Consider the following 24,776-nt stretch of genomic DNA (forward strand, 5'->3'; position numbering starts at 1 on the left):
TCTCTTCTTGCCGGTGCGCCGGTTACCCTGGTCGGCAGTGCCATCAGGTCGACGGGGGTGTGACGTCATGGAGGCAGCCGATCGCCCGGCCCGCCTGGCCGTCGGCGTGCTGGGAGCGGGCAAGGTCGGCTCCGCGCTCGGCTCCGCGCTGGCGCAGGCCGGCCATCGCGTCGTCGCCGCGAGCGGCGTCTCCGACGCCTCCCAGCGTTGGGCCGCGGCCAGGCTCGGGGTCGAGCCGGTGCGGCCCGACCAGGTGGTGGCGGCGGCCCAGCTCATCCTGCTCACCGTGCCCGACGACGCGCTGCCCGACCTCGTGGGCGGCCTGGCCGCCACCGGCGCCGACCTGCACGGCAAGATCCTCGTCCACTGCAGCGGCGCGTACGGCCTGTCCGTGCTCGACCCGGCCGCCCGCAAGGGCGCGCTGCCGCTGGCGCTGCACCCGGTGATGACCTTCACCGGCCGCGACGACGACCTCAACCGCATCACCGGCTGCTCCTTCGGCGTCACCGCCCCCGAGCCGCTGCGGCCGATCGCCGAGGCCTTGGTCATCGAGATGGGCGGGGAGCCGGTCTGGATCGCCGACGCCGACCGCCCGCTCTACCACGCGGCCCTGGCCAACGCCTCCAACCACATGGTGACGCTCATCGCCGAGTCGGAGGAGCTGCTCGGCCGCATCGGCGTCGACCACCCGGGCCGGATGCTCGGGCCGCTGCTCGGCGCCGCGCTCGACAACGTGCTCAGGCTCGGCCTGTCGGCCCTGACCGGGCCGGTCGTGCGCGGCGACGCCGGCACCGTGCGCAAGCACGTCGACGCGCTGATCCTGGCCGCCCCCGAGGCGGCCGACGCCTACGTGGCGCTGGCCAGGCTCACGGCCGACCGGGCGCTGGCGGCCGGGCTGCTGAAACCGGAGGAGGCGGAGCGGCTCCTCGACGCGCTGGGTGGCAACATATGGACCTGACCGTGACCCGCGACGGGCATGGATCCGTTCTCGGAGGCAGCGCATGGACCTCATCCTCGCCAGGAACCGCACCGATCTGATCAAGGCCCGCGGTGGCGGCACCCTCGCCCTCGTCCCCACCATGGGAGCCCTGCACGAAGGGCACCGCTCGCTCATCAGGCTGGCCCGCGACCGCGCCGACCAGGTCGTCGTCAGCGTCTTCGTCAACCCGCTGCAGTTCGGGCCCGGGGAGGACTACTCCCGCTACCCGCGGACCTTCGACGCCGACCTGGCGGCGTGCCGCGAGGAGGGCGTGGACGTGGTGTTCGCCCCGGCGGCGGGCGACATGTACCTCCCCGACCGTCAGGTGAGCGTGTGCGCGGGCGAGATGGGGCGGATCGTCGAGGGCGCCTCCAGGCCGGGCCACTTCGACGGCATGCTGACCGTGGTGCTCAAGCTGTTCAACCTGGTGCGGCCGGACGTCGCGGTGTTCGGGCAGAAGGACGCCCAGCAGCTGTCCATGATCCGCCGCATGGTCGCCGATCTGGACGTGCCCGTGGAGGTCGTCGGCGCGCCGACCGTCAGGGAGCCCGACGGCCTGGCCCTGTCGAGCCGCAACCGCTACCTGTCGGCCGGCGAGCGCCGGGTGGCGCTGGCGCTGTCGCGCGCCCTGCGCGCCGGAGCGGGGGAGCCGACCCCGGCCCGGGTCCGCGCCGCGGCCTCGAAGGTGCTCGCCGAGGCCCCGCCGGAGCTGGAGCTCGACTACCTGGTGCTGGTGGATCCGGCCACGTTCACGGAGGTCTCCGACCCGTACGAGGGAGAAGCGGTTCTCGCGGTGGCCGCGAAGGTCGGCGCGACCAGGCTGATCGACAACATGGTGGTGCGGCTGGGCCGGTAGCGGCCCCCGGGGCGCGCGCATACTCGGTCAGGCGTTATCGTCATATTGACGAAATAGCCCCGATTGAGGAGGGCCCATGAGTGCACCGGCGATCCCCCTGCGGCTGGCGGCGCCCGATCCGGGCTGGACCGCCGAGGCCGACCTGGTCGTCGTCGGATCCGGGATCGCCGGGCTCACCGTGGCGCTGCGCCACGCCGAGCTGGCCCCGGCCGAGCGGGTCCTGGTCGTCACCAAGGACGTGCTCTCCTCCGGCTCCACCCGATGGGCGCAGGGCGGCATAGCCGCCGTCCTCGACCCCGGCGACAGCCCGGACGAGCACCTCAACGACACGCTGCTGGCCGGGGTCGGGCTGTGCGACACGCGGGCCGTGCGCACGCTGGTCACCGAGGGACCGGGAGCGCTGCGGCGGCTGATGGACCGCGGCGCCCGCTTCGACCGCACCCCCGACGGCCGGCTCCAGCTCACCCGCGAGGGCGGTCACCGGCGCGACCGCATCGTGCACGCGGGCGGCGACGCCACCGGCGCCGAGGTGCAGCGGGCGCTGGTCGAGGCGGTACGCGCGAGCGGCCTCGAGGTGATCGAGCACGCGCTCGTCCTCGATCTGCTGAAGGACGCCGCGGGCCGGGCCACCGGCGTCACCCTGCACGTCATGGGCGAGGGCGCGCGCGACGGCGTGGGCGCGGTGCGGGCCCGCGCGGTCGTGCTCGCCACCGGCGGCATGGGCCAGGTCTACGCGGCCACCACCAACCCGGTCGTGTCCACGGGCGACGGGGTGGCGCTGGCGCTGCGGGCCGGCGCGGTGGTGCGCGACCTGGAGTTCGTCCAGTTCCACCCGACCGTGCTGTGGCTGGGCGAGGACTCGACCGGGCAGCAGCCGCTGATCTCCGAGGCGGTCAGGGGAGAGGGCGCGTTCCTGGTCGACCACGAGGGCGACAGGTTCATGACCGGCGTGCACGAGCTGGCCGACCTGGCGCCGCGCGACGTGGTGGCCAAGGCGATCATGCGGGTGATGCGGGAGACCGGGCGTGACCACGTCTTCCTCGACGGCCGTCACTTCGGGCCGGACAAGTGGCGGACCAGGTTCCCCACCATCGAGGCCGTCTGCCGCGCCCACGGCATCGACCCGGTCACCCAGCTCATCCCGGTCTCCCCGGCCGCCCACTACGCCAGCGGCGGCGTCCGTACGGACCTGTACGGCCGCACGTCCATCGAGGGCCTGTACGCGTGCGGCGAGGTCGCCTGCACCGGCGTGCACGGCGCCAACCGGCTGGCCTCCAACTCGCTGCTCGAAGGGCTGGTGTTCGCCGAGCGGATCGCCGAGGACGTGCACCGCGCCAGGCCCCGGCCGGGCGGGCCGGAGCAGTCCGCCGTCCCGGCCGGGCTGATCGACCCGCGGGCGCGCGGCCGGATCCAGCACCACATGAGCGCCGGCGCCGGGGTGCTGCGCAACCGAGGCTCCCTGACGGCCACGGCCAGGGCGCTGCGCGACGCCCGCTGGACGCCCGTCGAGGTGCCGCCGTGCACCGAGTCGTGGGAGACCACCAACCTGCTCACCGTCGCCACCGTGCTCGCGGGCACGGCCGCGGCGCGGCTGGAGACGCGCGGCTCCCACTGGCGGGAGGACCGCCCCGAGCGCGACGACCACGAGTGGCTCGGCCACCTGGACGTGACCCTGACCGAGGAGGGCCTGCAGATGACCTACACCCCGCACGGCGACGCCATGCCGCCGAGGCTGGCCCGGGAGCTGGCCGACGCCGGGCTCGACCCCGCCGACGCCGACGCGGTGATCGACCGGGCGCTGGCCGAGGACCTGTCGGCGGCCGGCGACGTCACCAGCATCGCCACGATCCCGGCCGGCCAGCTCTCGTCCGGCGACATGGTGGCCCGCGCCGACGGCGTCGTGGCCGGCCTCGCCCTCGCCGAGGCGGTCTTCCTGCGGCTGGGCGCGACCCGTACCGAGAGGAAGACCGAGGACGGCGAGCGCGTCCGCCGCGGCGAGGTGCTGATGACGGTGGAGGGCCCGACCAGGGCCCTGCTGACGGCCGAGCGCACGGCGCTGAACCTGGTCACGCACCTGTCCGGCATCGCCACGCTCACCGGCCGGTGGGCCGAGGCGATCGGCGGCACCCGGGCGCGGGTGCGCGACAGCCGCAAGACGCTGCCGGGGCTGCGGGCGCTGGAGAAGTACGCGGTGCGCTGCGGCGGCGGCGTCAACCACCGGATGTCGCTGTCCGACGCGGCCCTGATCAAGGACAACCACGTGGTGGCCGCCGGAGGGGTGGCGCCGGCGTTCCGCGCGGTGCGCGAACGGTATCCGGACCTGCCGATCGAGGTCGAGGTCGACAGCCTCGCGGAGCTGGAGGAAGCGCTGGCCGAGGGGGCGGATCTGATCTTGCTGGACAACTTCACCGTGGAACAAACCACCCAGGCCGTCCAAATCGTGAAAAATCGCGCCAACAAGGCGGTTGCCCTCGAAGCCAGCGGGGGATTGACCTTGGAATCGGCCCGTGACGTGGCGGAGACTGGCGTGGACTACCTTGCGGTAGGCGCCCTTACCCACTCGGCGCCGGCCCTGGACGTCGCACTGGATCTACGGGGGTAACACATGCTGCTCACGATCGACGTCGGCAACACGCACACGGTGCTCGGGCTCTTCGAGGGCGAGGACGTCATCGAGCACTGGCGGCTGGCCACCGACGCCCGCCGCACCGCCGACGAGATCGCGGTCGTCCTGCAGGGCCTGCTCGGCCAGTCACCCCTGCTGAAGGGCGCCGACATCGGCGGCATCGCGATCTGCTCGACCGTGCCCAGCGTGCTCAACGAGATGCGCGAGATGTGCCGCCGCTACTACGGCGACGTCACCGCCGTCGTGGTCGAGCCCGGCGTCCGCACCGGCGTGCCCGTACGGATGGACAACCCCAAGGAGGTCGGCAGCGACCGCATCGTCAACGCGCTGGCCGCCATCGACCAGTACGGCGGCCCGTGCGTCATCGTCGACTTCGGCACCGCCACCTCGTTCGACGCGGTGTCGGCCAAGGGCGAGTACATCGGCGCCGTCACCGCTCCCGGCATCGAGATCTCCGTCGACGCCCTGGCCGCCGCCGGCGCCCAGCTCCACAAGGTGGAGCTGATCAGGCCCCGCTCCGTCATCGCCAAGAACACCGTCGAAGCGCTTCAGGCGGGCATCATCTACGGCTTCGCCGGCCAGGTCGACGGCATCGTCGAACGGATGGCCGCCGAGCTGGCCGACGACCCCGACGACGTGACCGTGGTCGCCACCGGCAGCCACGCCGGCCTGGTCGTCGGCGAGTCGCGCTCCATCGACGTGCACGAGCCGTGGCTCACGCTGATCGGCCTGCGGCTCATCTACCACCGCAACACCGGCTGACACATGAGCAAGCGGCCCCCCGCTCGGGTAGGGGGCCGCTTGCGGCTGGGGGAAACTTACTCGGACTCGGCGGCGTACAGGTACTCCCAGTGGCCGCACTTGCTGACCCACTGCTGGTGCGGGTGGATCTGGCAGACCTTCACCCGCACCGCCGCGACGTCGTCCACGTCGAACCGGAACTTCTTGGAGCCCGGGTAGCCGCAGAACTTCCTGGCGTGGACCGCGTCCCACTCGTGGTCGAAGCCGGCCGCCTGGAACCTCACGTGGGCGCACTTGCCGCCCTGCCCGTAGGTGCGCTGGTCGAGGTCGTAGAGCCGGCCGCGGAGGTGGACCGTGTTGGACGTCTGGTGCTCGTCCCACTCCACGCCGATCCAGCCCTGGGCCTTGGCGAGGTGGTGCTTGGCGTAGACCGGGCCCCAGGAGTATCCGTCGGCGGTGGTGGCGCTCGCGGCGGCGGGCATCGACAGGGCGACGGCCCCGGTGGCGGCGACGGCGAGCAGGCCGGTGGCGATCTTCCTGAACATGGTCTCTCCCCGAGCCCTCCCTGGACCGGCCCGCTGCCGGATCCCCCCTTCGAGCCCGTGACACATGGGTAACCGAGCGTGCTTGCAGGCCCCCTGCAGGGGACCGACGAGACCTTGCACGTGGCCGTATCCCCTACCCTTTGGTGATGTGAGCGACGAACTTCCCGAGCAGATGCGCATCCGGAGGGAGAAGCTCGACCGCCTTCGCGCCGAAGGCGTCGACCCTTACCCGGTGAGTTTCCCCCGCACGACCACCAACGCGGAGGTCAGGGCGAAATACCAGGGCCTGGAGCCCGACACCGCCACCGGCGACCGGGTCGGCGTGGCCGGGCGCGTCATGCTCAACCGTGTCGGCGGCAAGCTCTGCTTCGCCACCCTGCGCGACGGCAGCGGCGACCTCCAGGTCATGATCTCGCTCGACAAGGTGGGGGAGGAGTCGCTCGCGTCCTGGAAGCACGACGTCGACCTGGGCGACCACGTCGGCGTCGAGGGCGAGGTGATCACCTCGCGGCGCGGCGAGCTGTCCATCCTCGCCGACCGCTGGCAGATCACGTCCAAGTGCCTGCGCCCGCTGCCCGAGAAGCACCTCGGCCTGACCGACCCCGAGGCCCGGGTCCGCCAGCGTTACGTCGACCTCATCGTCAACGACGAGGCGCGCAAGATGGCCCGCGTCCGCAGCGCGACCGTGCGCGCGGTGCGCGACTTCTGGCACGAGGAGGGCTACCTCGAGGTCGAGACGCCGATGCTGCAGCCGATCCACGGCGGCGCGGCGGCCCGGCCCTTCGCGACCCACATCAACGCCTACGACATGGAGCTCTACCTCCGCATCGCGATCGAGCTCTACCTCAAGCGGCTCGTGGTGGGCGGCGTCGAGAAGGTCTTCGAGGTCAACCGCAACTTCCGCAACGAAGGCGCCGACTCCACCCACAACCCCGAGTTCACCATGGTCGAGGCCTACGGCACCTACCTCGACTACCACGACATGGCCGACCTCACCCAGCGCATGTACCAGAAGGCCGTGGTCGCCGCGCTCGACACCACCGTGGTCGTCCACGAAGGCGTCGAGGTCGACCTCGGGCTGCCCGAGTGGCCGCGGGCCAAGCTCTACGACCTGGTGTCCGCCGCGGTGGGCGAGGAGGTCACCACCGAGACCCCGCTGGAGCGCGTCCGCGGCCTGGCCGACAAGCACGACGTGCACTGGGACCCGAAGTGGGGCCAGGGCAAGCTGGTCCAGGAGTTGTTCGAGGAGCTGGTCGAACACACCCTCGTCCAGCCCACGTTCGTCATGGACTATCCGCTGGAGACGTCCCCGCTGGCCCGCGTCCACCGCGACAACCCGCTGCTGACCGAGAAGTGGGACCTCATCGGGTTCGGCACCGAGCTCGGCACCGCCTACTCCGAGCTCATCGACCCGATCGACCAGCGCCGCCGCCTGGAGGAGCAGTCCCTGCTCGCCGCCGGCGGCGACCCGGAGGCCATGCAGCTCGACGAGGACTTCCTGCAGGCCCTGGAGTACGGCATGCCCCCGACGGGCGGCATGGGCGCCGGCATCGACCGGATGATCATGGCATTCACGGGCCGCAACATCCGCGAGACCATCCTCTTCCCCCTGGTCAAGCCCACCCGCTGACCGCGCCGCGAAAGCCCGCCCGCGCTACAGGCGCGGGCGGTTGAGCCTGACGGGCAGCCGGGCCAGGCCGCGCAGCACCAGGTTCTCCTTGTACGGCGGATCCGCGTCGGCCAGCTCCAGCCCCGGCGCGGCCCCGGCCAGCGCGGCCAGCGCCACCTCCCCTTCCAGCCGGGCCAGCGGCGCACCCAGGCAGAAGTGCACCCCCAGACCGAACGCCAGATGCCTGCCAGGCGCCCGCCCCACGTCGAACCGGTCCGGGTCGGGGAAGGCCGCGGGGTCGCGGTTGGCCGCGCCGACCAGCGCCAGCGTCGACGTGCCCGCCGGCACCCAGACGCCGCCCAGCTCGGCGTCCTCCAGCGCGACACGGGCCGTGAGCTGGACCGGCGGGTCATACCTGAGCACCTCCTCCACGACCTCCCTGGGCCGCTCGGCCGCCCGCCCCAGCACGCCGTGCCTGACCAGGTTGAGCACGCCGTTGGCGATGAGGTTGACGGTCGTCTCGTGACCGGCCACCAGCAGCAGCACGCACGTGGCCAGCAGCTCGCGCTCGGTCAGCTCCTCGACCTGGACGAGCGCGCTGAGCAGGTCGTCGGCCGGCCGCTCCCGCCGCAGCGCGATGAGACCCTGGAAGTAGTCGTGGAACTCGCGCCGGTGGCGTTGTGAGCGCTCGGTCAGCTCGTCGGTGACGATCGGGTCGAGGCTGCGCGCCATGGTCTCGCTCCAGCCGCGGAAGCGCTCGTGGTCCGCCGCCGGCACGCCCAGCATCTCGCTGATCACCATGACGGGCAGCGGGTAGGCGAAGTCGCGGACCAGATCGGCCTCGTCGGGCAGCGCGGCGATCAGGTCCGCGGTGATCGTCTCGATCCGCGGGCGCAGCCGCCGCACCATGCCGGGCGTGAAGGCCTTGCTGACGAGTCCGCGCATCCGGGTGTGGTCAGGCGGGTCCATCATGAGGAACGAACGGACCGGTTCGTCCGGCCCGGCGGGCGCGGGGGTGGGGCCGTGACCGAAACGCGGGTCGCGCAACAGGGCCGAGCAGAGCTCGTGGGAGGTGGCGACGAGCAGCCCGCCGCGCGTCCGGAAGAGCGGCCCGCTCTCGCGCAGCTTCCGGTATCGGGAATACGGCTCGCGCAGGAACGCATAATCGTACGGATCGAAACCCAGCATGTCGCTGGGGCTCAGCGTGGACGGCGGCGCGCTGTCAGAGTCCTTGTGATCGATCATTGCGCTTGGAAATGTGCCGACATACGCCGAGTACTTCACGTAGGACGGATCATGTCAATGGCTATGGTCAAGTAGGGCAGATCTTACGCTTGACGGCCTTTGCCGGATGCGTTTACGTAGTCGGGGCGAGCAGCCTTTCGCTCGTGCCAGGACGTCACCGAGTAGTGCTGTTGGGGGGGAGGGCTCCCGATGGATGTGCTCAGTGAAAATGTTGAACTGAGCCATGCAGATCTGGCGTTGCTGGCGGAGCTGGCCAAGGGCGTCACAGTAGACCGAGTGGGGAGGCGCCTTGATTGCAGCGGCCGCACGGTGCGCCGAAGACTGAGGGGCATCTGCGACCGGATCGGGGTGGCCACGGCCATCGAAGCCGTGGCCTGGGCCGCGCGCCGCCAGCTGATCTAGCCGTCAGTCGGCGATGCGCACCGCTCCGGCGTAGGGGCGCCGGTCGAGTGAGGCGATGCGTACGACGTCGCCCGTGCGCGGCGCGTGCACCATCATGCCGCCGCCGAGGTAGATGCCCACGTGGTGCAGGTCGCTGTAGAAGAAGACCAGGTCGCCGGGGCGCAGCTCCTCGCGCGCGATGTGCCTGCCCGCGGTCCACTGGTCGCCGGTGTAGTGCGGCAGCGAGATGCCGACGCGCTGGTAGGCGGCCATGACCAGCCCCGAGCAGTCGTAGCCGTTGGGGCCTTCCGCGCCCCAGACGTACGGCTTGAGCTGCTGGGTGAGGGCCCAGCGGGCGGCCTGGGCCGCCTTGCCGTCGCCGGGGATGGGCAGGGTCACCTTGACGGCCCTGGTGCCGGGGCGGCCGGCCTCGCCGAGCGCGCGCTGGAACAACCGGCTCTCGACCTTGGTGACGAGCTTGGAGATCCGGTCGCGCTTGGCGCCGAGGTCCTTGACGATCTTGTTGACCTCGTCGATGCGGGTCTGGGCGCCGGTCCTGGCCCGCTCGGCCGCGTCCATCGCCTTGGTCAGCTTGAGGACCTCCTCGCTCTGCTGCTGTCGCAGGGCGTAGGTGGTGGCCGCGCGGTCGAGGTAGCTCTCGGGGTCGCCGCCGGTGGTGAAGGCGAGCACCCGGCTGAGGCCGCCCGACATGTATTCGGCCTCGACCAGCTGCGACGCCCTGGTCTTCTTCGTGGCCAGGTCGGCCTCGCTGGCGGCGAGCCTCTTCTTGGCGTTCTCCACGGCCTTCTTGGCCGTCTTGAGCTTCTCGCGCTGCCCGTTGTACTGCTCGGTGAGGGTCTCGATCTCCAGGTGCATCTCCTCGACCTGCTCGGAGAGCTCCTTGAGCGAGGGCTTGGGGTCGGCGGCGACGGTCCCCGCGGGAGCGGCGACGAGCAGCGCGGCGAGGGTGGCGCCCACGATGCCCAGCCTGCGGCCGTAGCCGGCCCGTTCCGGAGGGCGGGCGCGCTCGCCCGCGGAACTCCCCCTGCGGTCGCGCGTGCGCTTCACCAATCGAGCTCCTTCCGTAGCGCGCCGACCGGGCTAGCTGACGGGTTCGGGCTCGGACCGGCCCTACCGAGCGAGGTGCTCGGACTCACCCCTGGTGGCGCCGCTCGAACGCCGCCGGCGGGTCCCCGGCTCCCCTTGCGGGGATTGGGCGCGTCTCCGCGCCACATGCGCGGGGACATCGACGCTGGACACTAATGCACCGAGGGTTCCTGCTCAACCGGAACTACAGACTCTGTAGAGATTTCACAACCGGGGGGTCACAAGGTGGTCTCGTAAAGCCCGGTATGGCAAAGACTTCATGTCCTCTTTGTGCCTGCTTGGACCAGGCATGGAACGGTAGGAAACCTCCAACGCCACAGGTGCTCGTACAGCCACGAGACGTTACAAGATGGGCGCAAGTCCGGGGTTAGGGGTGAGCCGTAATCACAAACTGTAGGCTGGAGGGTCATGGAGCAGGTCGCCGAACGTCCCCTTCCCGACACGCAGGTCCTGGTCCGGCGTGCCCGGACGCCGGACGTCAAGGCCATCAAATTCCTGGTCGACACCTATGGAGGCCCCGGCCCCCGGCTGCTGGAGAAGGCCACGGTCACCCTGTACGAGGACGTGCAGGAGTTCTGGGTCGCCGAGCGCGACGGCAAGGTCGTCGGCTGCGGGGCGCTGCACGTCCTCTGGGAGGACCTGGCGGAGATCCGCACCGTGGCGGTCCACCCGGAGGCGCGCGGGCTGGCCATCGGCCACCGCATCGTCACGGCCCTCATCGACACGGCCAAAGAACTCGGCCTGCAGCGTGTTTTCTGCCTCACATTCGAGGTCGACTTCTTCGCGAGACACGGATTCCGGGTGATCAAAGGCACCCCGGTCTCGCCCGAGGTCTACGCCGAACTCCTGGCCTCGTACGACGAGGGCGTGGCCGAGTTCCTGGACCTGGAACACGTCAAGCCCAACACCCTGGGGAACACACGGATGTTGCTCCACCTGACCTCGGGTGATGCGGATCTTGACTGACAGAAAAGGTGATTGTTGATACCCATGTCGATACGTTGTCCAGGACAGGCATGTGCCCTGACACGTGCCACATGCGCACGCGAAGCGAGGTGACACGGTGAGCACCGGACAGCCGCCGTATCCGCAGGATGAATCCAGCGAGAATCATCCGGGATACGGGCACAACCCGGGACACCCCCATGGGGAGGATCCCGACGCGACGGTCGTGGGCTACAGGGCCGACGACCCCTACGGCCAGGGCCAGTACGGCCAGCAGCCCCCGTACGGGCAGCAGCAGCAGTACGGTCAGCCGGGTCAGCAGGGCTACGGCCAGCAGGGCGCGTCCCAGCCGGGCTACGGCCAGCCCCAGTACGGCCAGCAGCCCGACTACGGCCAGCAGGGTTACGGTCAGCAGCCTCAGTACGGTCAGCAGGCTCCCTCGCAACCCGACTACGGCCAGCCCCAGTACGGCCAGCAGGCCCCTTCCCAGCCTGACTACGGCCAGCAGCCCCAGTACGGCCAGCAGGCTCCCTCGCAACCTGACTACGGTCAGCAGCCCCAGTACGGTCAGCCCCAGTACGGCCAGCCCGGCTACGGCCAGCAGCCCTCCTCGGGTCAGCAGGGCTACGGCCAGCAGCCCTCCTCGGGTCAGCAGGCTTACGGTCAGCAGGGCTACGGTCAGCAGGCCCCCTCCCAGCCCGGTTACGGCCAGCAGCCCGATTCCCAGTCCGGCTACGGTCAGCAGGCCTACGGCCAGCAGGGTTACGGTCAGCAGCCGCAGTCAGGGCAGCAGTACGGCCAGCCCGGCTACGGTCAGCAGGCGCAGTATGGCCAGCAGCAGTACGGCCAGCCCGGCTACGGTCAGCAGCCCCAGTACGGCCAGCAGTACGGTCAGCCCGCCTACGGGCAGCCGGGCTACGGCCAGCCGGTCGGCGTGCAGCCTCCGGGTGCCCCCGCGCCGCTGGCGGAGTGGTGGCAGCGGCTGGTGGCCCGTCTCATCGACGGCTGCATCTTCGGCGTCGTCTATTTCCTCATCTCCCTGGTGCTGGGCATCTTCTTCGTGGCCAGCTACAACTCGGTGACGGGTGTCACGACGGGCTTCTTCAGCTCGTTCCTGATCGGTCTCATCCAGTGGATCCTGCTGGTCGGCCTCTACGTCGCCTACGACTACTTCATGACCAAGATGAACGGTCAGACGGTCGGCAAGATGGTGATGGGGATCAAGGTCGTCCCCGTGGGCGGCGCCATGCCGCCCGGCGGCCTGCCGGGCAACATGGCCCTGAAGCGGGCCGGCGGCACGTGGGGCGGCTATGCGCTCGGGATCCTCCCGCTCGTCGGTGCCTTCCTCGGCGCGATCGCGGTCATGCTCAACGCCGCCTCGCAGCTGTGGGACAAGCCGCTGCAGCAGACGTTCGCCGACAAGTTCGCCGGCACCGTCGTGGTGAAGATCAAGTAGCCTGTACGGCTCGGAAAACAGGGATCGGTGATCCACCGGTCCCTGTTTTCGCGTGTGTGCTCCGTACCAGAATGGGAACGGTCGGGACACCGATGGGGCGAGGTGAGGGTTATGGCCACGACGCCGCGGGCCGATCCGGTGCCCGCGGAATGGTGGGAACGGCTGGCCGCCCGGCTCATTGAAGCGCTCGTCTTCGGGGTGTTCTATTACATTCTGTTCATCGCGCTGTGGGGCATCTTCCGGACTGTCGGGGTGCTGGAGCTCTTCGGGGGCCGTTTGCCGGGCGTGTTCGCATGGGTGTTGGCCGGGCTGGGTTATACGGTCTACGACTGGGTCACGCTTTCACGAGGCGGGCGCACGTTCGGCAAGGCGATCATGCGCATTCGGGTGGAACCGGCCCGGCTGGGGGCGCGTGACCGGTTGAAACGGGTCCTCGGCTATCCGGCCCCGGCCATCGTGATGGGCATTCCGGTGCTCAATCTGCTGGCCGGAATGTACGTGTTCGCGGTGGGCCTGCTCATCCTGATCGACAAGCCGCTGCAGCGTGGGCCCCATGACAAGCTGGCCGGAACCCTCGTCGTTAAAGATCATTCCTGAGCTGGGAAGCCTGGGCGCCGCTTTTCAGGAAACTTGGGGTAGATCCGGTAAGGCACCTGGAGAGACTGGCATTAGGCTATGAGGCGTCCGGGTTGCCGGATGTTGATGCCCCTGCCAGGCTATGGGCATCTGTGTGCCGCTATGGTCTGCGGTGCGAAGGTCGTCGACAGGGCGACACCCGGGGCGGTCAAGCCCGCGCCCGCCGCACCGCCCGTGCATAAAAGGCCAGGAAACCCCCCGTCCGCTGTGGAGGCGAGGACGAATGGAAGTTGTGACAGAGGTTTTGTCGGCGCTCATCCCGCCGCTCGTCGTGGGGGGCGCCTTCATCTTTGGGGTGGTGAAGTTGGTGCGCGCCGAGGGCCCTGGGAGGCGGCCAAACCGGCAGGATCAGGCCGAGAAGAGCAACTGATCAGCGACTCAGCGGAATCGTCGCTGAGCTGAATTGTCTTAACGTCTTTCCGGGTATATGTTTGGTCGAGCGAATGAAACAATGCTCCGGAAAGGATTGCGTAGATGGCCAAGCAGATCCAGGAGATTCTCATCGATGACCTCGATGGGGGCGAGGCCAATGAGACGGTCAGCTTCGCTATTGACGGCGCTTCCTATGAGATTGACCTCAGCGACGTTAACGCCAAGAAGCTGAGGGACGCTCTCACGCCTTTCGTGCAGCACGCTCGCAGGGCAGGGGCGGTCACCACGCGCCGTCGAGGCCGCGGCGGTCAGCGGGCGATGAGCCGCGAGAAGAGCGCCGAGATCAGGCAGTGGGCCAAGGCCCACGGTCTGCCCGTCAGTGAGCGAGGCCGGATCGCCTCCACCGTCGTCGAGAAGTACGAGGCGGCCCACTAAGGGAGCCGTCGGCTGACCATGCGCTTATGCCGCTCGCCTAAGGACCCCGGCGGTCGCCATAAGCGCATGATCGTTCAGGGCGAATCTCAGATCGTGGACACTTTCCGTTCTGTCGATCTTCGATTCGCCCGAAACATGGGCATTTGGGTCTTCGCATCGAACCGCCGGGCGCGTGTTTTGGCGGTTTTGTCGGGGATGACGGGGCTCCAGCGCTTTCGGGCGATCTGGGGCCCCATCTCTGTTGTACGGCTTCTCTGAAGGGGCCGCTGCCGCGCATTGCGCGCACTTCCCGCGTCGGGTAGGCCACCTACCGTTCCGTCCCTCCGGGCCTTGGCGATCACGCCGGACTGGTAACGTCGCTGACCAGACTGATCAGGCGGCGGATTTCGCTCTGGGTGATGCGATGCACATCCGCTTGGCCCGCGTTTGCATCGCCACATACGATGGCAGGGTGTAAGAGATACGGACCCGGCGTCTCAGGATGCATGGGCATGATGACGGGCGACGACCCGACCCAAGGGCCGGCCCGTCAGGCGTCCCCATCGCCGATCCGTGTGATCTGCCACCGCCGCCGGCGGCGAATAAGAGCCGCAGTACCCATGCGTCCCAAACATCGTTCGCTTGCGGCGTATCGGGAACACGTCACCCCCGAACCATAGTTGGATGGAGGGTGAACGCCCTGCTCTCGGGGAACGCTCTCTGCTATAGAGCGCGTCAGCGGCAGAGGGCACGGTTCGCCGAGCCAGGGCTAGCATGCGGGATGACGGGACCGGATTTACCGGCCTGACTGACCGCTCTGTGAGGAGCGACGAGATGTTCGAGAGGTTCACCGACCGAGCAAGGCGTGTTGTCGTCCTGGCCCAAGAAGAGGCCAGGATGCTCAACCACAACTACATCGGCACTGAGCACATTCTTCTTGGTTTGATCCACGAAGGTGAGGGCGTGGCCGCCAAGGCTCTGGAGAGCCTCGGCATCAGCCTTGAGGGCGTGCGTCAGCAGGTCGAGGAGATCATCGGCCAGGGCCAGTCGGCTCCGTCGGGGCACATTCCCTTCACCCCGCGGGCCAAGAAGGTCCTCGAGCTGTCGCTCCGTGAGGCTTTGCAGCTGGGTCACAACTACATCGGCACCGAGCACATCCTGCTCGGTCTCATCCGCGAGGGTGAGGGTGTGGCCGCCCAGGTGCTGGTCAAGCTTGGAGCTGATCTCAACCGGGTGCGGCAGCAGGTAATCCAGCTGCTCCACGGTTACCAGGGCAAGGAGCCGGCCGCCGCCGGCGGCCCCCAGGAGTCGGCCCCGTCGACGTCCCTGGTGCTCGACCAGTTCGGCCGCAACCTGACCCAGGCCGCCCGCGAGGGCAAGCTGGATCCGGTCATCGGCCGTGAGAAGGAGATCGAGCGGGTCATGCAGGTCCTCTCCCGGAGGACCAAGAACAACCCCGTTCTCATCGGCGAGCCCGGCGTCGGCAAGACCGCCGTCGTCGAGGGCCTGTCGCAGAAGATCGTCAGGGGCGAGGTGCCCGAGACGCTGAAGGACAAGCAGCTCTACACGCTTGACCTCGGCGCCCTGGTCGCCGGCTCCCGCTACCGCGGCGACTTCGAAGAGCGCCTGAAGAAGGTGCTCAAGGAGATCCGCACGCGCGGCGACATCATCCTGTTCATCGACGAGCTCCACACGCTCGTGGGTGCGGGCGCCGCCGAGGGCGCGATCGACGCCGCCAGCATCCTCAAGCCGATGCTGGCCCGCGGCGAGCTGCAGACCATCGGTGCCACGACTCTCGACGAGTACCGCAAGTACCTCGAGAAGGACGCCGCGCTGGAGCGCCGGTTCCAGCCGATCCAGGTGGCCGAGCCCTCGCTCAGCCACACGATCGAGATCCTCAAGGGTCTGCGCGACCGCTACGAGGCCCACCACCGCGTGTCGATCACCGACGGCGCGCTGGTGGCCGCCGCGCAGCTGGCCGACCGCTACATCAGCGACCGCTACCTTCCCGACAAGGCGATCGACCTCATCGACGAGGCCGGCTCGCGCATGCGCATCCGCCGCATGACCGCGCCGCCGGACCTGCGCGAGTACGACGAGAAGATCGCCAACGTCCGCCGCGACAAGGAGTCCGCGATCGACGCGCAGGACTTCGAGAAGGCGGCTGCCCTCCGCGACCAGGAGAAGCAGCTCCAGCTCAAGCGCGAGCGGCGCGAGAAGGAGTGGAAGGCCGGCGACATGGACGTCGTGGCCGAGGTCACCGAGGAGCTCATCGCCGAGGTCCTGGCCACCGCCACCGGCATCCCGGTCTTCAAGCTGACCGAGGAGGAGTCGCAGCGCCTGCTCCGCATGGAGGACGAGCTCCACAAGCGGATCATCGGGCAGGACGACGCCATCAAGGGCCTGTCGCGGTCCATCCGGCGCACCCGCGCCGGTCTGAAGGACCCGCGGCGTCCCGGCGGCTCGTTCATCTTCGCGGGTCCGTCCGGTGTCGGTAAGACCGAGCTGTCCAAGGCTCTGGCGGAGTTCCTCTTCGGCGACGAGGACGCGCTGATCAGCCTGGACATGTCGGAGTTCATGGAGAAGCACACCGTCTCGCGGCTGTTCGGCTCGCCTCCCGGCTACGTCGGCTACGAGGAGGGCGGCCAGCTCACCGAGAAGGTGCGGCGCAAGCCGTTCTCCGTGGTCCTGTTCGACGAGATCGAGAAGGCCCACCCCGACATCTTCAACTCGCTGCTGCAGATCCTGGAAGACGGTCGCCTGACCGACGCCCAGGGCCGGGTGGTCGACTTCAAGAACACGGTCATCATCATGACCACCAACCTCGGCACCCGCGACATCTCCAAGGGCATCGGGGTCGGGTTCGCGAAGTCCAACGACGCCGACTCCAACTACGACCGGATGAAGGCCAAGGTCCAGGAAGAGCTCAAGCAGCACTTCCGGCCCGAGTTCCTCAACCGTGTCGACGACATCGTGGTCTTCCACCAGCTCACGCCCAACGAGATCATCAAGATCGTCGATCTGATGCTCGCGCAGGTGGCCGAGCGGCTGAAGGACCGCGACATGGGGCTCGACGTCTCGCCCGAGGCCAGGCAGCTGCTGGCCGACCGCGGCTACGACCCGGTCATGGGCGCCCGGCCGCTGCGCCGTACGATCCAGCGCGAGCTGGAAGACTCGCTGTCGGAGAAGATCCTCTACGGCGAGCTCCGTCCGGGGCAGGTCGTGAAGGTGACCATCGAGGGTGAGGGCGACGACGCCAGGTTCCTGTTCGCGGGAGAGGACGCCACTCAGGTGCCCGACTCCGCGGCGGCGATCGCCGGTTCCATCCAGAGCTGACCCAGTTCACGAAAACCCCCGTGCGCTCCGGCGCACGGGGGTTTTCGCATGTGGTGACGGGAAACGTTGCCGAATCGTTGAAGGGCGAGTGGCCCCGCCACGACAAGTAGTACTACTCTGTGTAGAGCTTCGCCAAGTCCTGTCCAAGTGATCCGCAAGAGCGTGTCTCTACGGTCGGGACTGCTCCCCTGGGAGTAGCAAGAGATCAACCCAGGGCTGACGCGCACGCCGCCACGGGCCGACATGCTCGGAGTGGCACCAGCGGGCGAGGGGGAAACCAGTGAGAGTCGTGGAGGAAACCGATGCGCCTGCGTCACGATGACGGAACGCTCGTTCACCTCGCCTACAACGCAGGCGTGCACCCCGCGGAGGATCTGGAGAACCTGATCGCCCATCTCACCCGCTACGCCGTGCCGGTGCGCAAGCGGCTCGGCGTGGAGCGGATGGGGGTCGGCCTGTGGCTCTCGCCCGCCGTCGCCGACCATCTGACCGCCGACCGCATAGAACTCGTCCGCCTGCGCCGCTCCCTCGAAGAGCGCGGCCTGGAGGTCGTCAGCCTCAACGGCACCGGCGGTCGCAACCAGGAGGCGCCCGGCCCCGACTGGGCCAAGCCCGAGCGCTACCGCTACACGATGGCGCTGGCCAAGATCCTCGCGTTCCTGCTGCCGGACGACATCCAGTCGGGCAGCATCTCCACCATCCCGATCGGCTGGCGCCGCGACTGGCCGGCCGACCTGCAGGCGATCGCCACCCGGCGGCTGGAGCGGCTCGCCCGCGAGCTGCGCGGCCTCCACAGCATCACCGGCAAGACGGTCAGGGTCGGTTTCGAGCCGTGGCCCGGCTGCGTGCTGGAGACCACGGAGCAGGCGCTGGAGCGGGTGCGCGGCATCGACTCCGACCACCTGGGCGTCTGCCTCGACGCGTGCCACCTGGCCCGCGGCGCCGAGGAGACCGGTGAGGCGCTGCGCGGCCTGGCCAAGACCGGCGCCCCCGTGGTCAAGCTCGGCCACGTGCACCACCACACCGGCGGGTCGCCCAACACCGGCGGCGTCCTGCACGACACCCTGACGGCGATGCTCTCCGGCGCGGTGAGCGGCAGCGCCCACATCGAGGTCGAGACCCACAACCTGGCGGTCCCGGGCCGCGCCAAGGGCCCCGGCGCCCTGGTCTCGCTCCTGGCCCAGGAGCTCGACTGGGCGCGCACCAGCCTCACCAGCCTGGGTCTCCAGCTCGCCGCCTGACCCGGGGACTGGTCCGGCGCCTCACGGGGCGCCGAACCAGCCCGGGATGTCGAGGCGCCACAGGTTGGCGGGGGTCATTGTGCGGAGGTCGGCCTCCAGCGCCCGCAGCCGGTCCTCGCCCAGCTCGGCGGCCCAGCGGGCGCGCAGGTCGTCGAAGATCGCGGCCGAGCGGGCGAGGGCGTCCATGCCGTACGGGGTCAGACGGACGATCTTGCGCCGGGTGTCGGCGGGGTCGCGGGTGCGTTCGACGTAGCCGATGCGTTCGAGTGCCTCGACGGTCTTGCCCGCGGCCTGCTTGGTGACGCCGAGCGTGCGGCCCAGGTCGACCGCGGTCGTGCCGTCGGGCCCGATGGCCTGCATGACGAAGCCGTGCATGGGCCGGATGTCCGGATGTCCCTGACGGCCCAGCTCGGCGTGGAGCTCGTCGATGAGCACCCGGAAGGCCAGGAAGAGGCGGAGCGGGAGTTCGAACCCCGGGGGTGTGCTTGACACGATAGACAACCTGGTTCACTATCTAGACAATGACGTTGTCTATCTTAGAGGAGCACCTGCCATGACCGTCATCCGCGACGCGCGGGCACGCAGGATCGAGACGCCCAACGGGACCATGACCACGCTCGCCTCGCCCACCCAGGGCGAGTCCCGCCAGGCCGTGTGGCGCGTGGACGCCAAGCCCGGCACGGCGGGCCCGCTGCACGCCTTCGACACCGAGTCGGTGTGGACCTGGCTGGCGGGCCGCTGCACCGTCCAGCTCGGCGGCGAACGGGTCGAGGTCGAGGCGGGCGACACCATGGTGCTGCCCGCCGGCGCGCTGCGCCGGTTGTTCGCCGACGAGCGGCACGGCTTCGCGGCGATCGTGGCCGCCCCCGCGGGCGTCCAGGTCTACAACCCGGACGGGCTCGACACCCCGGACGCCTGCGACCTCGTACCGGAAGGCACCCGCAGCATGCCCCTGCCCTGGGCCCGGTGACCGCCCTCAGTACGGGTGCGCGTGGGCGTCGGCCCAGGAGGGTGCCCTGGGCCCGGTGGCCGGCGTCACGGCAGGTGCGTGTGGGCGTCGGCCTAGGAGTGGAAGGTGCGGGTGCCCTGGGCCCCGGTGACCGGGCTCAGGGCGAGGGCTGGAACAGGTGGGTGTGGGCGTCGGCCCAGGAGCGGAAGGTGCGGGCCGGAGTGCCGGTGACCTTCTCGACGGTGGTGGTGACCGGCGCCGGGCCGGCGGTCATCGCGGCCTGGGCGCGCAGGACGTCGTCGGCCACCTCGGGCGGCCAGCCGCGGGCGAGCATCCGCTGACGGGCCTCCTCGGGCGGCGCCTCCTCCCACCGCACGGGCCGGCCGACCGCCTCGCCGATCACGCGCACCTGCTCGGCCTGGGTCAGCGACTCCGGCCCGGTCAGCTCGTGGACGGCGCCCTCATGCCCCTCCTGGAGCAGCGCCGCGACCGCGACCGCGGCGATGTCCTGTTCGTGGACGAGCGACATGGCGGCCCGGCCGTATGGCTCGCGCACCATGTCCCCGGCGCGGATCTGCCCGGCCCAGCGCGACGCGTTCGCCGCGAAGGCATGCGGGCGCAGGACCGTCCACTCCAGACCGGACCGTTCGATCAGGCCCTCGGCACGCCGCTCGTGCTCGCGCACCGTGGCGGAAGACAGGTAGACCAGCTTGCGGGCGTGCCCCGCCATCAGCGCCAGCACCGCCTCCAGCCCGTCCACCGAGGCGAACGGCCAGATCAGGAACACGGCGTCGACGCCGTTGACCGCCGGGGCCAGCGAACCGGGCGCCGACAGGTCGCCGCGCAGGGGCTGGACGCCGGGCGGGAAGCCCGCCGGGGTCCGGGACAGTGCCCGCACCTCGGCCCCGTCCTCCGCCAGCCGCGCCGTCACGTGGCGCCCGACCGTGCCGGTCGCCGCCGTCACCAGAATCCGTTGTGACACTTCTTTCCTCCCCGAAGGACTCACTGATCGTCAACCGTAGGAGGAAGGCGCGCGACGGCCCATGCTCAGCTGTCGCGGATTCATACGCGATCGTCGTTCCCGCCCAGAGGCAGATCGTCGTTCCTGGCTAGAGGCAGTACGTGCCGTCCTCCAGGACCTGGGCCAGGCCGTCCGCGACGAGGCCGTCGAGCGCCCGCTCGCGCTGCACGGCGTCCTCCCAGACCGCGTCCAGCGCCGCCTTCGGCACCGGCCCGTGGGCGGCGCGCAGGACCGCGAGCAGGCGCCCGCGGCACTGGCGGTCGGTGCCCGCGTACGTCTGACCCTTGCGGGCGGGACCCGCGTGCGGCGGCTTGCCGGCCAGCCGCCACGCGCACACCCCCGCGATCGGGCAGCCCTCGCACCGGGGGGCGCGGGCGGTGCAGACGAGCGCCCCCAGCTCCATCACCGCCACCCCCCAGCGGGGCGCGCCCAGCTCGGGCAGGAGCGCCTCCGCGAGGCGGCGTTCGGCGGCGGAGGTGGCCGTCGGGGGATACTCCTCGGCCCGTACCGCCCGCGCGAACACCCGTCGCACGTTGGTGTCCAGGATCGCGTGCCGCCCGCCGAACGCGAAGCCGGCGACCGCGGCGGCGGTGTACTCGCCGATCCCCGGCAGGGCGAGCAGCGTCGCGTGGTCGGAAGGGACCTCGCCGCCGTGCCGCTCGGTGATGGCCGTGGCGCACGCATGCAGGCGCAGCGCCCGGCGCGGGTAGCCGAGCCGCCCCCAGGCGCGCACGGCCTCGCCGGAGGGCTCCGCGGCCAGCGCCTTCGGAGTGGGCCAGCGGGCCATCCACTCGTGCCAGACGGGCAGCACCCGGGCCACCGGCGTCTGCTGCAGCATGATCTCGCTGACGAGCACTCCCCACGGGGTCCGGTCAGGGGTGCGCCAGGGGAGGTCCCGGGCGTTGTTTTCGTACCACTCCAGAATGGGAAGGTGTAGGAGTTTCGGCTCGATCACGCAGCCCAGCGTATGACGAGATGGCAAGGTCCGGCGTGTCGTCACGACGCGTCACCGGATGGTTACCCATCCTGGCGGCATGGATCCGGAAACCATGCGCGGAGACTCGGGAATCGGGGGCGACGTCTACTGGCGGCGGCGCATGAGCCTGCTCATCGGAGTGCTCGTGGTCGTTGCCGTGGTGGCGTGGGCCTGCTCCAGTTCGGGCGGCCCGGAGAAGCGGTCCGACGCCCAGGTCTCCCCCAGCCCCGCCCCGGTCACGGACCCGCTGCTGGCGGGGCTGCGCACGCTGGCCATGGGCACGGCCAGCCCGTCGCCGACGCCCAGCCCGAGCAAGACCCCGCGCGCCAGGCGCGCGGGCGAGCCCTGCGACGACAAGGACCTCGTGCTCCACCTCCAGGGCAAGCAGGAGATCTACGCGAGCGGCGCGCGCCCGCATTTCATCGTCACCGTGGTCAACACCGGGCCGGTGATGTGCAAGGCCGACGTCGGCCCGCGGGCGCTGGAGATCCGCATCACCTCGGGCGAGGACCGCATCTGGTCCACGGCCGACTGCGTCAGCGGCCCGGGGACGGAGACGCGCGAGCTGCAGCGAGGCGTGCCCTACGTCCGCACCCTCGACTGGAACCGCCGCCGCTCCAGCGGGAGCTGCCGCGCCGACCCGCCCGCCGCCCTTCCCGGCACGTACGTGGTGGTGGCGCGCCTGGGCGAGCACAAGAGCCCGAAGGGTGTGTTCCACCTCCGCTGAGCCCGTCGCCGCTCACAGGGCGTCTCAGAGGCGTACGGGGGGCGTCTGGTCAGACGTAGCGCTCCAGGATCGAGGACTCCGCGAGGCGGGAGAGCCCTTCGCGGACACTGCGGGCCCTGGACTCGCCGACGCCGCCCACGGCCTGGAGGTCGTCGATGCTGGCCGCCAGGAGCTTCTGCAGGCTGCCGAAGTGGTTGACCAGGCGGTCGACCACGGTGGCGGGCAGCCGGGGCACCTTGGCCAGCAGGCGGAACCCGCGCGGGCTGACCGGGCTGTCGAGCTTGTCGCCGCCGTTGTGGCCCAGCAGGCCGGCGACCACCGGCAGGTCGAGCAGCTCGTTGCCGGACAGCGCGTCGAGATCGTGCAGGGCGTCGGACAGGCGGCGCTGGCGGCGGCTCGACGGGGCCGGAAGGTAGTCGCGCACCACCAGCTCCCGCTCGGAGTCGACGCCGGAGACCAGCTCGTCGAGCTGCAGGGACAGCAGCCTGCCGTCGGTGCCGAGCTCGACCACGTAGCCCTTGATCTCGTCGGAGATGCGCCGGACCATCTCCAGCCGCTGCGCCACGGCCGCCACGTCGCGCACGGTGACCAGATCCTCGATCTCCAGCGCGGAGAGCGTGCCGGAGACCTCGTCGAGGCGGTGCTTGTAGCGCTCCAGGGTGGCCAGGGCCTGGTTGGCCTTGGACATGATCGCGGCCGACTCTTCGAGCACGTAGCGGATGCCGTCGAGGTAGAGGGCGATGATCCGCATGGACTTGCTGATCGCGATGATCGGCAGGCCCGTCTCCTTGGCCACGCGCTGGGCGGTGCGGTGGCGGGTGCCGGACTCGTCGGTGGGGATGGTGGGGTCGGGAACCAGGTGGACGGCGGCGCGCACGATCTTGTGGTCGTCGCTGATGACGATCGCCCCGTCCATCTTGGCCAGCTCGCGCAGCCTGGTGGCGGAGAAGTCGACGTCGAGATGGAAGCCGCCGCTGCAGAGGCGCTCGACCATCTTGTTGTAGCCGAGCACGAGCAGGCCGCCGGTCTGCCCGCGCAGGATCCGCTCCAGACCGTCGCGCAGTGGTGTGCCCGGGGCCACCGCGGCCAGGGCTTCGCGACGGCGGTCGTCAAGACTCCTGTCGTTTGGCACCTGACCCCCGTGTCGAAATAGTCAAGCCCAGCTTAGCCGCGCCGTCTCACTCTCTCCTCCGCCTTTGGGCGGGTCATACCACGGTAGCGAGTCACCCGGGTCCGGGTTCAACGGCCGGCGGCATCCCACCGCTCCCGGGCCGCCGCCATGGTGTCCCTGTGCTCCCTCGACCAGTCGGCCAGCCGCTCGACCGTCTCGGCGAGGCTCCGGCCGACCGGCGTCAGCCGGTACTCGACCTGCGGCGGGATCGTGGGGTACGCCGTCCGCTCGACGAGCCCGTCCCGGCACAGCCGCCGTGTCGTCAACGTCAGCATCCGCTGCGAGATGCCGGGGATCGCCCGTTGCAGCTCCCTGAACCGCCGCACGCCTTTGGCCAGCTCCACTATCACCAGCACCGTCCATTTGTCGCCGAGACGGTCGAGCACATCGCGGATGCCGCAGTCGTCATCCCCGCACGGCCCGGGGGCCTGGGGGGTTACCTCCGTGTTCGCGACTGACATGAAAGTGCCTCCTTAAAGTCGGCGCCCGGACGCCCCATGCTGGGCGTCATTCACCTTTTCGCGCACCTCAACAACAGGAGTGGTCTCATGATTCTCGTCACCGGCGTGTCGGGGAAACTCGGCAGTGCGATCCTCGCCGGGCTGCGGGCCGTGGACGGGCTGGTGACGGTCGGGGCCAGCAGTTCCGGCGACGGCGCGGTGGTGCGGCTCGCCGACTTCGACCGGCCGGAAACGCTGGAGCCGGCCTTCGCGGGCGTGGACGTGCTGGTGTTCGTCTCGGCGGGGTACGCCGAGGACGACGTCGTGCTGGCCCGCCACGGCGCCGTGGTGCGGGCGGCCACCGCCGCCGGAGTCCGGCACGTGATCTACACCAGCCTGGCCGGCTCGGGGGAGCGGCTCACGATCGCGCTCGCGCACCGCTGGACCGAGGCGCGGCTGGCCGAGGCGCCCTTCGACGTCACCGTCCTGCGCAACGGCCTGTACGCCGAGATCCCGGCCGGGCTGGCCGTGGCCGGGGCCGCCGCGGCGGCGGCGAGCGGGGTGTTCGCCGCGCCGCTCGGCGACGGGCGGCTGTCGGCCGTCGCACGCGACGACCTGGCCGCCGTGGCCGTGCGGGTGGCGGCCGAGGCGCAGGAGGACCTGACGTCGGGGGCGTCGGGGGCGCAGCGGCGGCACGCGGGCCGCACGTACGAGCTGGAGGGCGTGGAGGCGGTCGGCGGGCGGGAGCTCGCCGAGGCGCTGGCCGAGACCCTCGGCCGGCCCGTCGAGTACCGGCCGGCGCCGCTGGGCGAGACGCGGGCGTCGCTGGCCGGGCTGGAGCCCTACCAGGTGGGGCACACGATGTCGACGTTCTCCAACATCGGCGCGGGGCTGCTGGAGAGCCGCGGCGGTGACCTGACGGCGTTCCTGGACGCGCCGCGGCCGGTGCGCGACCTGGTCACGGCGGCGGTCAAGTCGGCCCTGGGAGGCTAGCGCCCCCTCA

Annotated in this window: 23 protein-coding genes and 1 riboswitch; of the genes, 15 read left to right on the top strand and 8 right to left on the bottom strand. The window is 70.4% G+C overall.

Annotation, left to right across the window (positions count from 1 at the left end; genetic code table 11):
* The first annotated feature begins 67 nt into the window (after nt 1-67).
* From AB0K05_RS13415 to AB0K05_RS13430, 4 genes are all read left to right on the top strand, one after another.
* On the top strand, nt 68-958 hold the full coding sequence (locus AB0K05_RS13415; protein ID WP_148035617.1) for a DUF2520 domain-containing protein: 891 nt from the start codon (nt 68-70) through the stop codon (nt 956-958).
* 43 nt (nt 959-1,001) lie between these two features.
* Nucleotides 1,002-1,835, top strand: coding sequence for a pantoate--beta-alanine ligase (gene panC, locus AB0K05_RS13420; RefSeq protein WP_271275956.1), 834 nt, complete (start codon nt 1,002-1,004; stop codon nt 1,833-1,835).
* Between the two features lie 76 nt (nt 1,836-1,911).
* Nucleotides 1,912-4,437: an L-aspartate oxidase gene (locus AB0K05_RS13425; protein ID WP_271275957.1), complete on the top strand. Its 2,526-nt coding sequence runs from the start codon at nt 1,912-1,914 to the stop codon at nt 4,435-4,437.
* 3 nt (nt 4,438-4,440) lie between these two features.
* A complete protein-coding gene (locus AB0K05_RS13430) occupies nt 4,441-5,223 on the top strand; it encodes a type III pantothenate kinase (RefSeq protein ID WP_271275958.1) in 783 nt (260 codons plus the stop codon).
* Between the two features lie 56 nt (nt 5,224-5,279).
* On the opposite strand, the gene AB0K05_RS13435 is transcribed toward AB0K05_RS13430, so the two are convergent.
* Nucleotides 5,280-5,747 carry a hypothetical protein gene (locus tag AB0K05_RS13435; RefSeq protein WP_364229145.1) on the bottom strand — a complete coding sequence of 156 codons (468 nt, stop codon included), beginning with the start codon at nt 5,745-5,747 and terminating at the stop codon, nt 5,280-5,282.
* Nucleotides 5,748-5,895: 148 nt separating this feature from the next.
* Between AB0K05_RS13435 and lysX the strand changes: the two genes are divergently transcribed.
* The gene (lysX, locus tag AB0K05_RS13440) at nt 5,896-7,377 is read left to right on the top strand and encodes a bifunctional lysylphosphatidylglycerol synthetase/lysine--tRNA ligase LysX (RefSeq protein ID WP_271275960.1); all 1,482 of its coding nucleotides are present in this window, start codon (nt 5,896-5,898) and stop codon (nt 7,375-7,377) included.
* 24 nt (nt 7,378-7,401) lie between these two features.
* Here lysX and AB0K05_RS13445 read toward each other — a convergent pair whose 3' ends face one another.
* Nucleotides 7,402-8,601 carry a cytochrome P450 gene (locus AB0K05_RS13445; RefSeq protein WP_364229148.1) on the bottom strand — a complete coding sequence of 400 codons (1,200 nt, stop codon included), beginning with the start codon at nt 8,599-8,601 and terminating at the stop codon, nt 7,402-7,404.
* A 189-nt stretch (nt 8,602-8,790) separates the two neighbouring features.
* On the opposite strand from AB0K05_RS13445, the gene AB0K05_RS13450 reads away from it, so the two are divergent.
* Complete coding sequence (locus AB0K05_RS13450) at nt 8,791-9,003, top strand: LuxR C-terminal-related transcriptional regulator (protein WP_148035612.1); 213 nt, start codon at nt 8,791-8,793, stop codon at nt 9,001-9,003.
* Between the two features lie 3 nt (nt 9,004-9,006).
* Here the strand turns inward: AB0K05_RS13450 and AB0K05_RS13455 are convergent, their stop codons facing one another.
* The gene (locus AB0K05_RS13455; protein WP_271275962.1) at nt 9,007-10,050 is read right to left on the bottom strand and encodes a C40 family peptidase; all 1,044 of its coding nucleotides are present in this window, start codon (nt 10,048-10,050) and stop codon (nt 9,007-9,009) included.
* 6 nt (nt 10,051-10,056) lie between these two features.
* Nucleotides 10,057-10,211: riboswitch (cyclic di-AMP (ydaO/yuaA leader) on the bottom strand.
* 286 nt (nt 10,212-10,497) lie between these two features.
* Here AB0K05_RS13455 and AB0K05_RS13460 point away from each other — a divergent pair.
* The 6 genes from AB0K05_RS13460 (at nt 10,498) to AB0K05_RS13485 (ending at nt 18,489) form a co-directional block, all read left to right on the top strand.
* Nucleotides 10,498-11,055 carry an amino-acid N-acetyltransferase gene (locus AB0K05_RS13460; protein WP_148035610.1) on the top strand — a complete coding sequence of 186 codons (558 nt, stop codon included), beginning with the start codon at nt 10,498-10,500 and terminating at the stop codon, nt 11,053-11,055.
* A gap of 97 nt (nt 11,056-11,152) precedes the next feature.
* Complete coding sequence (locus AB0K05_RS13465) at nt 11,153-12,490, top strand: RDD family protein (RefSeq protein ID WP_364229151.1); 1,338 nt, start codon at nt 11,153-11,155, stop codon at nt 12,488-12,490.
* Between the two features lie 111 nt (nt 12,491-12,601).
* Nucleotides 12,602-13,087 carry an RDD family protein gene (locus AB0K05_RS13470; protein WP_148035609.1) on the top strand — a complete coding sequence of 162 codons (486 nt, stop codon included), beginning with the start codon at nt 12,602-12,604 and terminating at the stop codon, nt 13,085-13,087.
* Between the two features lie 513 nt (nt 13,088-13,600).
* Complete coding sequence (locus tag AB0K05_RS13475; RefSeq protein WP_148035608.1) at nt 13,601-13,933, top strand: Lsr2 family protein; 333 nt, start codon at nt 13,601-13,603, stop codon at nt 13,931-13,933.
* An 813-nt stretch (nt 13,934-14,746) separates the two neighbouring features.
* On the top strand, nt 14,747-17,248 hold the full coding sequence (locus AB0K05_RS13480) for an ATP-dependent Clp protease ATP-binding subunit (RefSeq protein WP_148035607.1): 2,502 nt from the start codon (nt 14,747-14,749) through the stop codon (nt 17,246-17,248).
* 302 nt (nt 17,249-17,550) lie between these two features.
* On the top strand, nt 17,551-18,489 hold the full coding sequence (locus AB0K05_RS13485; protein ID WP_148035606.1) for a TIM barrel protein: 939 nt from the start codon (nt 17,551-17,553) through the stop codon (nt 18,487-18,489).
* A gap of 21 nt (nt 18,490-18,510) precedes the next feature.
* On the opposite strand, the gene AB0K05_RS13490 is transcribed toward AB0K05_RS13485, so the two are convergent.
* Nucleotides 18,511-18,981, bottom strand: coding sequence for a MarR family winged helix-turn-helix transcriptional regulator (locus tag AB0K05_RS13490; protein WP_148035605.1), 471 nt, complete (start codon nt 18,979-18,981; stop codon nt 18,511-18,513).
* Between the two features lie 61 nt (nt 18,982-19,042).
* On the opposite strand from AB0K05_RS13490, the gene AB0K05_RS13495 reads away from it, so the two are divergent.
* On the top strand, nt 19,043-19,459 hold the full coding sequence (locus AB0K05_RS13495; RefSeq protein WP_271275964.1) for a cupin domain-containing protein: 417 nt from the start codon (nt 19,043-19,045) through the stop codon (nt 19,457-19,459).
* A 136-nt stretch (nt 19,460-19,595) separates the two neighbouring features.
* Here AB0K05_RS13495 and AB0K05_RS13500 read toward each other — a convergent pair whose 3' ends face one another.
* On the bottom strand, nt 19,596-20,420 hold the full coding sequence (locus AB0K05_RS13500) for an NAD(P)H-binding protein (RefSeq protein ID WP_364229155.1): 825 nt from the start codon (nt 20,418-20,420) through the stop codon (nt 19,596-19,598).
* Nucleotides 20,421-20,547: 127 nt separating this feature from the next.
* Entirely contained in the window at nt 20,548-21,414 is an 867-nt protein-coding gene (locus AB0K05_RS13505) for an A/G-specific adenine glycosylase (RefSeq protein WP_271275966.1), read from the bottom strand.
* Nucleotides 21,415-21,493: 79 nt separating this feature from the next.
* On the opposite strand from AB0K05_RS13505, the gene AB0K05_RS13510 reads away from it, so the two are divergent.
* Nucleotides 21,494-22,162 carry a hypothetical protein gene (locus AB0K05_RS13510; RefSeq protein ID WP_187281520.1) on the top strand — a complete coding sequence of 223 codons (669 nt, stop codon included), beginning with the start codon at nt 21,494-21,496 and terminating at the stop codon, nt 22,160-22,162.
* A 49-nt stretch (nt 22,163-22,211) separates the two neighbouring features.
* Here the strand turns inward: AB0K05_RS13510 and disA are convergent, their stop codons facing one another.
* Both disA and AB0K05_RS13520 read right to left on the bottom strand, forming a co-directional pair.
* Nucleotides 22,212-23,294 carry a DNA integrity scanning diadenylate cyclase DisA gene (gene disA / locus AB0K05_RS13515; RefSeq protein WP_148035602.1) on the bottom strand — a complete coding sequence of 361 codons (1,083 nt, stop codon included), beginning with the start codon at nt 23,292-23,294 and terminating at the stop codon, nt 22,212-22,214.
* 107 nt (nt 23,295-23,401) lie between these two features.
* The gene (locus AB0K05_RS13520) at nt 23,402-23,794 is read right to left on the bottom strand and encodes a helix-turn-helix domain-containing protein (protein WP_271275967.1); all 393 of its coding nucleotides are present in this window, start codon (nt 23,792-23,794) and stop codon (nt 23,402-23,404) included.
* 87 nt (nt 23,795-23,881) lie between these two features.
* Between AB0K05_RS13520 and AB0K05_RS13525 the strand changes: the two genes are divergently transcribed.
* On the top strand, nt 23,882-24,766 hold the full coding sequence (locus AB0K05_RS13525) for an NAD(P)H-binding protein (protein WP_271275968.1): 885 nt from the start codon (nt 23,882-23,884) through the stop codon (nt 24,764-24,766).
* The last annotated feature ends 10 nt before the right edge of the window (nt 24,767-24,776 follow it).

Origin of the sequence: Nonomuraea sp. NPDC049486, assembly GCF_040676925.1 — a bacterium.
Classification (GTDB): Bacteria; Actinomycetota; Actinomycetes; order Streptosporangiales; family Streptosporangiaceae; genus Nonomuraea; species Nonomuraea ferruginea.